This is a genomic window from Nostoc sp. (assembly GCF_036919895.1).
Lineage (GTDB): Bacteria > Cyanobacteriota > Cyanobacteriia > Cyanobacteriales > Nostocaceae > Nostoc.
Genome location: NZ_JBALBW010000035.1, coordinates 1 through 14,170, shown reverse-complemented (window position 1 = coordinate 14,170; position 14,170 = coordinate 1). Strand labels below are relative to the sequence as shown.

The 14,170-nt window shown below is 44.8% G+C and carries 7 protein-coding genes; 4 read left to right on the top strand and 3 right to left on the bottom strand.

Going from position 1 to position 14,170, the window contains the following annotated elements:
• Positions 1–97 precede the first annotated feature (97 nt).
• The gene (locus tag V7K55_RS06335; RefSeq protein WP_334829305.1) at positions 98–5,161 is read right to left on the bottom strand and encodes a CARDB domain-containing protein; all 5,064 of its coding nucleotides are present in this window, start codon (positions 5,159–5,161) and stop codon (positions 98–100) included.
• Positions 5,162–5,924: 763 nt separating this feature from the next.
• Here V7K55_RS06335 and V7K55_RS06330 point away from each other — a divergent pair.
• Positions 5,925–6,383 (top strand): helix-turn-helix domain-containing protein, encoded by a 459-nt coding sequence (locus V7K55_RS06330; RefSeq protein WP_334829303.1) that lies wholly within the window; start codon positions 5,925–5,927, stop codon positions 6,381–6,383.
• A gap of 157 nt (positions 6,384–6,540) precedes the next feature.
• Here the strand turns inward: V7K55_RS06330 and gatA are convergent, their stop codons facing one another.
• Complete coding sequence (gatA, locus tag V7K55_RS06325) at positions 6,541–8,001, bottom strand: Asp-tRNA(Asn)/Glu-tRNA(Gln) amidotransferase subunit GatA (protein ID WP_334829301.1); 1,461 nt, start codon at positions 7,999–8,001, stop codon at positions 6,541–6,543.
• A 313-nt stretch (positions 8,002–8,314) separates the two neighbouring features.
• Between gatA and V7K55_RS06320 the strand changes: the two genes are divergently transcribed.
• The 3 genes from V7K55_RS06320 (at position 8,315) to V7K55_RS06310 (ending at position 12,218) form a co-directional block, all read left to right on the top strand.
• Positions 8,315–8,491 carry a hypothetical protein gene (locus tag V7K55_RS06320; protein WP_334829321.1) on the top strand — a complete coding sequence of 59 codons (177 nt, stop codon included), beginning with the start codon at positions 8,315–8,317 and terminating at the stop codon, positions 8,489–8,491.
• A 177-nt stretch (positions 8,492–8,668) separates the two neighbouring features.
• Positions 8,669–11,563, top strand: coding sequence for a glycerol-3-phosphate acyltransferase (locus V7K55_RS06315; RefSeq protein ID WP_334829299.1), 2,895 nt, complete (start codon positions 8,669–8,671; stop codon positions 11,561–11,563).
• 319 nt (positions 11,564–11,882) lie between these two features.
• Complete coding sequence (locus V7K55_RS06310; RefSeq protein WP_334829297.1) at positions 11,883–12,218, top strand: KGK domain-containing protein; 336 nt, start codon at positions 11,883–11,885, stop codon at positions 12,216–12,218.
• Positions 12,219–12,314: 96 nt separating this feature from the next.
• On the opposite strand, the gene cobJ is transcribed toward V7K55_RS06310, so the two are convergent.
• Positions 12,315–14,039, bottom strand: coding sequence for a precorrin-3B C(17)-methyltransferase (gene cobJ / locus V7K55_RS06305; protein WP_334829294.1), 1,725 nt, complete (start codon positions 14,037–14,039; stop codon positions 12,315–12,317).
• Between the last annotated feature and the right edge of the window lie 131 nt (positions 14,040–14,170).

Here is a 14,170-nt window from a genome sequence, read left to right as displayed (position 1 = left end):
CGCGACATAGAGAAATGAGAGTTTGAGAGATATTTTTTCTTGCAAAGCCTTTATTACAAACTCTTTCTCTGCACCTCTGCGTGAGATAAACGATGCGTTAAACAAAGACGAAACGAGTATCTGTTGCCAAATTAGTGTTACGGTTTAACCCGGTTTCTACAACAGCAATCAATTCCGTTCCATTGTTGGTGAAAATGCCTACAGCAGACCTATTTAAAGACACGGCTGATGCTGACCCTAATGAGTAATTGTTGGCAACTCCCTTAAGCTGAATCTGATCGTTTGCTTGAAAGTTGAGAATATCTCCGTAGTCATTGTTGCGAGAACTGGTATAGAAAACTGAAGTAGTATCACCTAAAACGTAAGTATCTGCACCCTGATCGCCGTTGAGGAGGTCAATTTCGTTTGTGCCACCACCCCAACCAACTAAGCGGTCATTGCCATTGCCCCCAGAAAGTGCATCACTTCCAAGTCCACCTAAGATTGTGTCATTGCCATCGCCGCCAAGAAGTACATCTATGCCTCCCTTGCCATCAAGGTAATCATTGTCTGCTCCACCGTCGATTAATTCATTGTTATTAGTGCCAATGACGCGATCGCTCCCTGCTAGAGCATTGACTATGTATTTGTTCAAACCAGTAAGTTCGCTGACAAAGATAATGTCGTTGCCAGATGTCGCCTTGTTATTGGCAACAGTCAAATCAAAGGTATCGCTAACATTACCGCCTTGGCCATCAGCAGCTGTAACTGTAACTCCGAAGATACCAATTTGAGAAATAGTACCAGATATCACACCCGTATTAGCAACAATACTAGATCCAGTGGGTAAGCCTGTAGCACTGTAGGTGAGGGTATCGCCTTGATCGATGTCAGCAAATTTGTTACTGACGTTGAAAGAGAAGGGTTTGTTAGTAGAGATGATTTGGTCGTCAAGCGGTTGCACTGTGGGAGCATTGTTTTTAGCCAGATTAAACCGAGCCACGCTGGGGTCATGGTCGCTATCCTGATCGGCAAACTCTGAGTTGACGTGAACGACATCATACCCATCTAGCTTATTGAGCAAGTTGTTACTAACTAAAACGTGGTCAAGGGTTTGAGCGTTGCCTTCAAAGTTGTACGTGTAACGCTCATTTTGCGGCAGAGTTTCAATTAAGGAAGTCAGTCCAGCGTTTTCTACGGTGCTAACAGGATTGGAAAACTCAAAGTCATTTAAATCACCCGCTACTACTATATTTGCATTGGGGGCGATCGCTAAAATATTCTGGACAAAGTTTTTCACCAACGTCGCTTGTTGCTGGCGTTGCACTTCACTGCTCAAGGTTGGCGGTTGATTTGGCCCGTATAGCGGTTGGTCGCCACCTTTAGAATTAAAGTGGTTGCCAATTACATAAACAGTTTTCCCGTTAAAAGTAAATTGCCCAACTAATGGTTTGCGACTGCTAGTAAAGGCTGAGTTAGTGGGGTCAATCAAACCAGGGCTAGCAGAAACCGTGGGAACACCTCCAACGTTGCTGACTGTGGTACTGGAGGTAGAAGTACCGCCGGGGGTATCTACAAAGCTGACACGACTGGGATTAAATAAGAAGCCGACGCGGATATTTCCACCAGGTTCGCCGCCGTTGGTATCATCTACCGGGTTAATTTGGCGATATTGATATGTGGGGCCGCCAGCAGTAGTAATTGCATCAATTAATGTTTGGAAGGTAACGCTGGCATCAACTACGCTATCATTCGTCGGCCCGTTATTGTCTTGAATTTCTTCCAGAGAGATGATATCTGGTGCTTTGAGATTATTGACAATGCGGCTGGCAAGGTTGTTAAACTTGGTTGCACCATCACCTGGGTCAAGGTTTTCGACGTTGAAGGTAGCAACTGTTAATTGGTCAGTGGTGGGAGTTAAATTAGTAACTTCTTTGGTTAGCGTGTTAGAAGTCACTGTCACTGAGGTGGGCAGAACTTCGTAGTTGCTGAAACTATAATCAACCACACCTGTAATCGTGCTGAATGTAGCACCGACGTTAACCTGTGGTGAGCTACCAGAAGTAAACAGGGTATCATCAATTTGGATACGCTCTGGATTAAAATCGTTAGGGCTAATGGCGATACCACCACGTGCTGTGCGTCCGGTGGCATTAGCGCCATTGTCTGCCAGTAACCAAATCTCCCCAAAAGAATTAGTCGGACTAACTGCTACAGGATTATTTACCTGTACTAGCATTCCTTCCAAGCTTTCGTAGAAATCAATGCCATCCTGGGCAGAGTCAAAGGTGGTCGTTCCAGTTTCGATATTACCGTTAGTGTCGTTATCAATTACCGAGGTTGGAATGGTTCTGCCACCATTACCCAGAATTGTGGCAGTTGGCAAAGCATTGCCACTAGAGAGTTTGCCAATCGTGGGGCTAATAATCTCAGTAGTAGTCAGGTTGGCGCTGGTAGCACCACCAGGACGGAACTCGCTCACTGTACCGTCAACTAGTACGGAGTCGCCGACTTGGACAGTTGGGGCTGATGAGGTGAAAACAAAAATCCCTTCCGAAGTGCGATCGTCGCTGTCCGGGTTAGGATCTTGCAAATAGAAGCCATTAGATTTGATTGCTGTAACAATTCCTGGTACATCACCTATTTTTTGCCCATTTAACCCAGAGATGTGAGATGCGCCCTGGATGTCGTGAATGCGAGGAGTCAGGACTACAGCGCCCAGTGTAATACTATCGGTGCGGAATTTTTTGAAATTGTTCTCTGATAAATCTTTCGCTGCTGTACCGTCGTTGTAAAGAACGCTGTTGCCATCATCGCTGACGAATTGAATTTGAGAGGTATTTGTCAAATTATCAGGGATGGTGATAATTCCTTCCGGGTTGAAGCTAGGAGGGAATGTAGCCGCTCGTAATTGCGGTTGGCTATTGGGATTGCCATCCCAAGTGTAGAGGCGGAAATCGTTGGGGGCTGTTCCTGCGTCTCCTGCTGGCCCGGCAATAATTACGTATTGGTTATTAGCATTTTTGCGAATTTCCCGAATACCCCTCCCGCCTAAATCTAATTCGATGGGAGCGCCAAATTGGGACGAGCCTTGTGTACCCCCGCCACTAGCTGATATCAAGCTAGCAAAGTTGGTAACGGGGACAATGAGCGCGTTAGCTCGTCCAGAAGGGGGAACTTGGGGAGCGCGGAAGGCAATATAAGCTGTAGTGTTGTCGGGGGCAATTTCCAACCCTTCGATATTGTATCCATTTGATTGTTTTGAGCCGACATTAGTTGCAGCGCTGGCAGCCAAGCCGTAGTAATTTGCTCCTTTGCCATGACCGTTGGTGACATCCCAGTTAATGATATCTTCTTTTAAAAAGTTGTAGCGACCCACATAGCTGAGTGTGGTGGATGCTCCTGTACCAGTAATATCCGTGGCAAAAATGCGATCGCGGTTAGGACGATTTTTCCCATCATCGCTATTGCTTTGTGACCCCAACCAAAATAGGCGATCGCCTATTTTGGTTGAAGCTTCGAGATCCACCTCTCTTAACACGCCAGAACCGTCTGTCTGGGTCAATCCTAGAGAGTTTGTAAAGTCAAAACCAGTTACAGGCAGTCCCGACTTGCTGGAATCGTAAAGGCGCAAAACTTGATTTTCATCATCCGCTTCTAAGAAAAATGTCCCACCCACAGGAATGGCTGTAGAAGCATCGCTTGTACCCGTTAAAAATTGAGTTGTAGCAGTTCCATTATTCGCCGATGCTGCATAAGCGATCGCATAATTAGCAGTACTACCACCATCACTAACTGTTACTGTAATATTGGCAGTACCAACGCCTACAGGATTAATTTTCAGATTACGGTTGCTGCCAGTGCCAGTTAGTGTAAGATTGCCGTCAGGAACCACAGCCCCATTACTGCTAGTGACTGTTACAGTCAAATTTTCTACAGGAGTATCAGAATCGGCGATGGTAAAGTTTACGCCCAGTGTCTTTGCCGGATCGTTAGCATTGCCAATGGTGCCGCTAATTGCGCCTGTTCCTGTAGTAGCTAAAGCACCGTTAGCGTCTAAGAGGTCTGTGGTACTAGCTGTATCTAGTTGAATAGTTGGCGCTTGTCCCACCACTACATTGTTAACTGTGGTTGCGATCGCAGCAGCACTATTATTAGTTTCGTTGCTCTCAGCAATGGTGTTGTTCGGATCTACTATTGCCGTACCACTGGTAAGAGTGCCAGTAGAGTTAGGGGTGACGCTAACAGTCAAAGTAGCATTACTACCAGCATTTATGCTGCCACCAGAAAAGGTGACGACACCACCAGATTGGCTAGCAGTAAAGCCGTTGGCAACAGTTGTGCCGTTAAAGATTATCCCACTGGGCAAAGTATATTCTACTGAAATGCCGTTGGCATTGGCAGTACCACTGTTACTGACAGTAAGAGTGTAGGTCAGGGGGTTGCCAACAATTACCGGATCGGGGGAATCTGCTTGGCTGATGGTGAGGTCTGGTTGAGAACCTGCACCGCCAGAAACAGTAATGCTGCCAGTTGGTAAAGTAGTTGCACCAGCAAACGTCCAGTTAGCGGCATTGTTAATTGCTGCTAACCACTCAGCTTTTGTACCACTGCTAAGTGTATTGAGATTGAATGCGGCGGAAGTTGCCGAGTTGTTAAACAGAACTGCTGTATTACCAGCCTGAGATAAACCTGGGGCTACATTACCAGTATTTGATGAGGTGGCATCTTCAAATGCACCAGTGTAGTCAATTTGAGAAATGGCTGTAAAACCCGATAATAGCGGGCTTGTACCTGTAGATTGCAAAGCAACGATTTGGTCGCCGTTAGTTAAGCCTGTACCTTGGGAAAGAGATAGATCCGCATAATTACCTGATGCGGGCGGCGCAACTGACCCCGATTTAGCCCAAGTGAAATTAGCTGAAGATGTGTCAATGCTGCGAATAACAGTACCCGCAGGAATATCAACATTAGCAGTAAATTTAATTACGTTCTCATTCCCATCAGCATCAATGTTAGATACGCCTCGAAAACCTGAACCAGTCCAGCCATTATCAGTGAAGTAAATAACTGTACCTGAGCCAATAGCAGCCAGGTTAACGAAAGAGAAGGAGTCAGGGCTACCATTATTAATGTAACCAACGATCGCTATATCGCCAGGAGTAAAAATTGTTGATGTCATAAATAGTACGTGTTTAGTGAGAAATTTTTGTGCGGTCAATCTAACTTGGAGTGCCTCATTGTGGAGACATTTGTATTGGTGCGATTCCTAAATAATTAAAGTTAGATAGATGTAGATTTCATTAGTCAAAATCTTGCAGCGCCAATACTTGAGAATGTAAATGCCATTGTTATTTGTGAGTAAAAAATGCTTGGTGCCAAGATGAACTTTGCAGTCGGGGGATAGGCTGCGCTGATGGCTTGAGCGATCGCAAGATCGCTATCAGAAAATTGAGTATGTAGTGTAAAATAACTACATTAATTACTAGTATTAATTCTTATTTAGCAAACTCAATTTATCTCAGTAATATTAAGAAACAGCTAGGAAAAGGTTAAAAAAACAAATATTTGGCATGGAGTTGCACTCAGCTAAATAAGCTGTTGTTTTGGGTGCACCCAATTTGTAGGGGCGCACAGCTTGGGCATAGAGATGAAAAGTGCTGAGTGTGGCTACAGCGATCGCTATAACGATCCCAAGGTAGGAGTTGGCAAAATACTTGTATCATAAATTGCAGCTTCTGGATTTTGACACCCTATTTTTTACCTATAAAGTATCTTTTTTAGCTATGTAAATACGTATGTATAGCTGCTTGAGCATTTATAATGCTAGCCTTTAATTATTATTAAAAAAATTAGTTAAAATCAATTATCCAGTAATAATACGTATGCGCTTTTAAGTCTTCTCACTATATGAATAGTAGAATTAGCCCATACAGGAGAAGACTGTGACGCTCTTAAATCAAGCTCAAGTAGAGCAGCTAAAGGAAATAACCACACAATTGCGACAAGTAAGACAAGAAAAATGCATACGCATAGAAGAAATAGCCGCTCAAACACTGATTCGAGCAGGTGTTTTGCAAGCTTTAGAAGAAGAACGATTTGAAGAATTGCCTGAGCCTATTTTTCTTCAAGGATTCATCCGTCGCTATGGAGATGCTTTAGGGCTGGATGGAAATGCTTTATCACATACTCTTATAAGCAATGTAGTCCGTCAAGACCCCAAGAGCGATCGGAAGAGTTCAGACAACAAACCAAATTCATATATACCCCTTGTTGCCACCTATATTCTCTTATTAGTAGCTGCATCTACGGGTCTTTTATATATACTTAATCCACCACAAATTACATCTGAATCCCTGACTCCAGAAGTCAGTACTCAACAGTCAATGGTTACTAATCAGTGAAAAGCGAGCAGGGAGTGGGGAGCGGGGGGCAGGGAGCAGGGAGCAGGGGGAGCAGGGAGCAGGGGGAGCATGGGGAGCAGGGAGCATGGGGAGCAGGGGATCTGAAGAACTATTGATTGATTATCATTGCTCAATTCCCAATTCCCAATTCCCAATTTCAAGATATTTGTGGTTTACGCAGATGCCAAGTAGTAGATTGCTCATAAGCGTAGGCTACCTGAAACAGTTGGTCTTCTCGCAGTACATTGCCAATTAGCTGTAATCCTATAGGTAAACCGCGATCGTCAAAACCACATGGCAAACTTAAACTAGGTAAACCAGCAAGATTCACAGGAATAGTCATCAAGTCAGTTAAATACATACTCAAGGGGTCAGTAGTTTTTTCCCCTGCTTTAAATGCGGTTGTGGGAGATGTAGGACAAACTAACACATCAACCACCCCAAAAGCCTTTTCAAAGTCTTGCTTAATTAGGGTGCGGACTTTTTGCGCTTTCAGATAATAAGCATCGTAATAGCCAGCCGAAAGTGCGTAAGTACCAATCATAATTCGGCGTTTGACTTCTGTACCAAAACCAGCAGCACGGGTACGAGTGTACATCGATAGCAGATTATCGGCATCAGGAGCGCGGTAGCCATATTTAACGCCATCGTAACGAGCCAAGTTTGCTGACGCTTCAGATGGGGCGATGATGTAGTAGGTGGGTAAGCCATAACGAAAGCGCGGACAAGAAACTATATGAATCTCCGCTCCCAAACCTTGTAATACGTCTACAGCTTTAGTAACAGCTTGTTCAACTACAGAGTCTAAACCTTCACCAAAAGTTTCTTTAATGATCCCAATCCTTAGTTGACCTCTGGGTTTAAAATCTGGTTTGAAGTTGGCGGCGTAGTTGGGAATGGCAACTTTGAGACTGGTAGAGTCTTTAGGATCGTGACCTGCGATCGCACTTAATAATATTGCCGCATCTTCTACTGTGTTTGCAAATGGCCCAATTTGATCCAAAGACGAAGCATAAGCCACCAAACCATAACGCGAAACCAAACCATAAGTTGGTTTCATCCCTACCACACCGCAGAAAGACGCAGGTTGGCGAATCGAACCACCAGTATCAGAACCAAGAGCAACTACACATTCTTGAGCCGACACCGCCGCCGCAGAACCCCCCGAAGAACCACCTGGAACTCGTGATAAATCCCAAGGATTAGCCGTCACTTGGTAGGCGGAGTTTTCTGTGGAACTACCCATCGCAAACTCATCTAAGTTGGTTTTACCTACCATTACCGCCCCAGCATCTGCCAGTTTTTGCGTCGCTGTTGATTCATAAGGCGGCACAAAATTTTCCAAAATTCGAGAGGCGCAGGTAGTAGGAATCCCCTTGGTACACATATTGTCCTTAATCCCAACCGGAATGCCTGCTAACAGCCCGATTTCTTCTCCGGCTGCAATTTTGGCATCCACAGCACTGGCCTGCTCTAATGCCCGTTCTGCCGTCACACATAAAAAGCTATGCAGTTTCGGCTCTAACGCTTGAATGCGCTCTAAAGCTTCTTGGGTAATTTCAACGGCAGAACGTTCTTTCTTAACCAGTTGTTGGTGCAACTCGCGGATGGATGCCATGATTGCTCTCTTTGTGACTCAAGTCATTGATTTTAGTACATATTGTCCGATATTGGGTATTGGGTATTGGGGACTGGGTATTGGGTATTGGGTATTGGGGTAAGAGTTGTTTTCGAGTCCTTAGTCTCTAGTCTCCAGTCCCCAGTCCCTAGTCCCTAGTCCCTAGTTCCCAATCCCCATCATTGATAAATAAGACTGATACATTTCAAAAAATAAGTAATTGTGGGGTTGGAAAAATTGCGAGGCTTAAACAAAATAATATTAGGAATTTAACATCATCCGTAAATAGAGGGACTACAATCAAAACGGACAAATGTCTCATGCTCCAACAAGAGAGGATTACAAAGCTATGTCCGACTTAAATCGAGGAATTATGAAATTTGAGGGTGCAGATTCACCAAAAGTAGTCACTATCTCTACCGTGTTGCTTCTGGGATCGATCGCTGCTCTCATCATCTGGGCGCTGCAAGCTGCATACGCGCTAAACTAAAACCATTAGTAGTCGTAGAGGGACACTTGTCTTAAACGGTTTCCGTCGTAGCCAAGTGTCCATTCCGTGACTAATAAATAAAAGCGCCCTAATTACCATCAAAAATTTCAGAAAAACTTTAGATTTTAGATTTGAGGTTTTAGATGGAAAATTTAAATCTAAAATCCAAAATCCAGAATGTTTGAACCTTGGGGTGTCTTAGTTATTTTAATGATCTGCCCCCTTTTGGGCGGATTACCCCTGATTGCATGGATTACTTACGCGCTTACGGGTAAGCAATTATCACAAGTTGGTACACGAAACATTAGTGTATCAGCTGCGTTTTATCACGGCGGTAAGTTTGTCGGAATTCTGGCAGTCTTGTCAGAAGCTTTTAAAGGAATTGCGGCAGTTTTCCTTACCCGCCTTTTCTTTCCAGAGGGATCGTTTTGGGAATTGATAGCTCTCATCGCTCTGGTAATTGGTAGATACTGGATAGGCAGAGGAGCAGGTACGACAAATGTAGTCTGGGGATTTGTCGTACACGATCCACTCGTGGCACTATTTGTATCTTTCTTTGCAGGTATTAGCTTTACAATTCTGCAATCGAAACAGGTAGTAAAATTTGGGGTTTTGCTTCTCTTTCCTCTGTTTGTGGCAATTCTGCACATTAGCGATATCCCTAGAATAATTGCTGCTGTGGCGTTAGCTGGTTTAATGGGCTGGATTTATACCAAAATTCCTAATGATATGAATTTACCAGTTAAAGAGGCGCAAACAGAATCGCAAGCAATGTTGGAATTTTTACGGGGCGATCGCGCGATGATTTCTTTAGATGAAGAGTTAGATGCTGCAATTGTCGGAGAAAAAGCGGCTACATTATCCCAAATTAAGCGCTGGGGTTATCCAGTCCCAAAGGGATGGGTACTAGCCCCAATTGACGATCCGGAAGTGTTGACAGAATTTCTCCAACCATCAGAATTATCCCCCTTGGTGGTACGTTCCTCTGCCATTGGAGAAGATTCAGAACAGGCTTCTGCGGCTGGACAGTATGAAACAATTTTAAATGTTACTAGCCCAGAGGCATTGCAGTCAGCGATCGCTCAGGTTCAAGCTTCTTACAATCATCCATCTGCTGTGCAATATCGGCGCGATCGCGGTTCCAATGATACAGCAATGGCTGTGCTGATTCAACAACAAGTCCAAAGTGTATATTCTGGCGTTGCTTTCAGCCGCGATCCCATTACTCAGCAGGGTGATGCAATCATCATTGAAGCCCTTCCCGGTAGCCCCACGCAAATTGTTTCAGGAAAAGTCACACCAGAGCAATATCGCGCTTTTGTCGTTGAAACAGAAAAATCTCCCTCTGTGCAATTAGAGGGGACTGGACGAGTTCCATCAGCATTAATCAAGCAAGTTGCATACTTAGCTCATCGACTTGAAAAACGCTATCATGGCACTCCTCAAGATATTGAATGGAGTTATGACGGGCAAACGCTTTGGGTGTTACAATCTCGACCGATCACGACTCTACTACCAATTTGGACGCGCAAAATCGCTGCTGAAGTGATTCCTGGAGTAATTCACCCCTTAACATGGTCAATTAATCGTCCCTTAACTTGTGGAGTTTGGGGAGAATTTTTTACTCTAGTTTTGGGCGAACGCGCTTTGGGGTTAGATTTTAATGAAACGGCAACTCTGCACTACTCCAGAGCTTATTTTAACGCATCCCTCTTAGGAAATATCTTTCTCCGCATGGGATTGCCGCCAGAAAGTCTAGAATTTTTAACTAGAGGAGCTAAATTAAGTAAACCGTCCTTACAGTCAACCTGGGAAAATTTGCCAGGACTAGGGAAATTGCTGAAGCGGGAATTAAATTTAGAAAAAGACTTCAAGCGGGATTATCACCAAAGGTTTATTCCTGGGTTGTCGGAGTTGGCGCAGGAAAATGCAGATAATTTGGAACCAGCCAAGCTGCTAATCAGAATTGACTTTATTCTAGAGTTGCTGCGCCACGGGACATATTACAGCATTTTAGCTCCCTTAAGTGCTGCTCTGCGGCAGGCGATTTTCCGGGTGAAGGATGGCCAAATTGATAATAGCGTGACTCCAGAGATAGCGGCATTGCGATCGCTCAGTGCCATAGCTACAGATGCCAAGCAGATATTAGTTGAGTTTGAGCCACAGCAGGTATTTGAGCAGTTAAAGCAAACCCCAGAGGGAGAAAAGATCCTGCAAGCATTTGATGAATTGCTTCAAGATTACGGCTATTTAAGTGAAGTGGGAACTGATATCTCCGTTCCCACTTGGCGGGAGAATCCCCAGATGATTAAGCAGATGTTTGTGCAGTTAATGCAAGGGAATGAACCACAATCAGGTGCTAAAGACGCGATTAATAGCATCTTTGCCGGTAAGCGCAAACGTTCTTTTGTGCAACAACGTGTGGATATTAAAGGACGAGTTACCGAAGTTTATTCACGGCTGTTAGCTGAATTGCGTTGGAGTTTTGTCGCTTTAGAGAATATTTGGTTAAAATCTGGCTCACTCCAGAAAACCGGAGATATCTTTTTTCTCCACTTTGATGAAGTGCAGCGTTTAGTTGGGGGTGAAGATTCTAAATTAATTGAGGAGTTAGATAAATTAGTAGAATCGAGGCGATCGCAATTCGTCCAAGATAGCGAGTTTATTCAAATACCCCTTTTAGTCTACGGCAATACGCCCCCTCACCCCTTAGCTCCTTCTGCGCTGTACTCTGACCAAATTTTACAAGGTATTGGAGCCAGTCACGGGCAAGCTGAAGGCAGAGTTAAGGTGTTGCGAAATTTACAAGACGTGCCTGAGATTGACCGAGATACTATTCTAGTCGTACCTTACACAGATTCCGGCTGGGCCCCTTTGTTATTAAGGGCTGGAGGGCTAATTGCCGAAGTTGGCGGACGGCTTTCTCACGGTGCGATCGTGGCTCGTGAGTATGGAATTCCCGCAGTGATGGATGTTCGCGGTGCTACATGGCTTTTGCAAGATGGTCAACGGGTAAGGATTGATGGGTCTAGGGGGATTGTGGAATTATCTAACGATTTAAGACCCGAATGATTACCAATTATTTGAAGAACTTGCCAGAAAAATCCGTCTCTCACAATGCCGAAATCCAGAAAAAGGTGATGCTACGCTTTGGCGATTTGCCTCACCTGACTAAACTTTTCTAAGGGACTTCCAAATAAAAAAATACCCAAAAACTGGTGAAAAAACTCTCTTCTCCTCATTTCTCTGTGTTCTCTGTAGTCCCTTAACGTAATAGTCACGATCGCCGTTTTAATTTCTTAGTAATTGGTAGCCAATGGGAAAACTTAGGGAAGGCGGATCGAGTTGGCGCTTGATCTGTCATGTTGTGTTAACGAAAGAGAAAATCTAAATGAGCAATCAAATTTTTCTGTCTGATGAGGATGTTGTTTCTATGGCTCAGGATGCTAATTTTGTGGGGGCTCCAACATGTACAGGTGAAGAATTGATGGAATGTCTGGAGTCTTTGGTGTATCAGTACTCCTCCTTACACGAAGATAAGGCTTCAGCCTGGGCTGCCAATGGCGTAAACTGTAAGCTTTTACTAGCTCAGGGTGGCGGCTGGCAAAAAGGTAAAATCCGAATTCGCTTTGAGTTTATTCCTGACAAGCCAACATCAACAAAACCAGTGATTCCTACTAACTCGACATCTCCACTGGACGATCTGCGATCGCACCTAGAGGTATAACAGTCATAAATGCATCGCCTGCTAGCAGATAGGAAGCGATATATCCATGAGAAAGCTGTCCTTGCTAAAGCAGCTAGGATAGCTTTAATCTCGTACTTACTCTTTGATATAGCGACGCGGTGTATAAACCCAGAGATTACCATCACTACGCTTGATGGTTCGGGTTTTTGTGGAACCAATGAGAATAATTGTCCGCATATCAGCGCTTTCTGGTGTTAGCTGGTCAAGTGCGATCGCTTTTACGGTCTGTCCTGGTCTGCCGAGATTCCGCGCCAAGACTACTGGGGTATCCGGTGTTCTATGTCGCAGCAAAATATTTCTTGCTTCTGCTAGTTGCCAGGTACGCTCTTTGGAAACAGGATTATAAAAGGCGATTACAAAATCAGCCTCGGCAGCAGCAGCAATTCGTTGGGCGATCGCAGACCAAGGCTTTAAGATATCAGACAGGGAAATAGCACAAAAGTCATGTCCCAGGGGCGCACCAATGGCTGCTGCTGCTGCTTGCATAGCTGAAATGCCTGGTGCTACATGAATGTCGATATTATCCCATTCGGGTTTGGCATAGCGATCGCACACTTCAAAAACTGCTGTTGCCATTGCATAGATACCTGGGTCGCCAGATGAAACCACAGCGACATATCGCCCAGATGCGGCCAAATCAAGAGCCATTTTTGCCCGTGCTTCTTCTTCACGGTTGTCAGACTCATGGCGTTGCTTGCCATCAGCCAGAGAACCGATTAAATCTAAGTAAGTTTTATAACCCACTAGGTCAGTTGCCGACTTCAGTATCTCCTTCACTTCTGGAGACATCCATTGCGAACCACCGGGGCCAGTGCCAATAATCGCTAACCGTCCGCGTGGGTGACCGATGGTGTTGGGGTCAATTGGTTGGGAGGCAATGGCGATCGCCACGTCAGCAGATGACGAAGATAAGGGAGATGTACCTGTGGCTGCGATCGCTGCTGCTTGGGCGGGGCTATAACCTTGTGATAACAGACTTTCTAGCTGATTTGGGGTAAAAAAGCGGGCAGGTACTCCCAAGCCGCTAGCTACAGCGTGGATTGTGGGATTGGCTGCGGCGGTCATGGGTGCAAATATCCCAGCGACTGATGTTTTTTCTAGTTTGGCATCAGCTAGTAGCTGCTGTACTAAAGGGATTGCATCATCAATGGTGTCATTAATTGCGATCGCGATCGTTGCTGGGTGATACACAAGACAGTTGGCTGTAGGAGTCACCAAACGTTCTGTAACTTGAATAGTCAAATCTCCCTTTGGATCTATAGGCAGTTTACTATCGCTTAACCAAGGTGCTATGCCTTCGAGTTTAACTTGCGCCCCAGCTAGCACATCTGAGATAAATTTCTTAGCATCGTCTGGGTTTGCTAAATGGTATCCGGGGGGAGGAGACAACAGCGTTGTACCCAAACGTAAATAGCCTGTAGTCGTAATTGCAGGTTTGACATCAAGCACTTCAGCAATGCGCCGGGCCAAATCGTTTACTCCACCAAGTCCGCCTAAGAGGGGGACAACAGCACTACCATCTTCAGCCACAGCTAACACTGGTGGTTCCTGTTGTTTATCCGAAAGTAGGGGGGCTAACGTCCTAATTAAAATGCCGGCGGCACAAATGCCAATTAGCGGCGTTCCTTGGGCAAATAACTCGCGCAACGTCTCGCCAAAATTAGTAAAGCTGACATCAACTCCCGATGTGCGTCCCTCTAAACCGTATAGCGTCGCCCCTGGTAGAACGCTGATTATTTTACGTGCGACTGTCACGCTATTTTGACCTAGTACTACAATGGTGGGTGCAACGTTCATCATAAAACTTCTTTTATATGGATATCTTAAAAAGTCGATTATTATTGTTGATGAATGATGGGAAAACTTACCAAGAGATTAGTAAATTTTTAGATATTGCATATCCAACAGTAGCATATTGGGCGGTGCATGGA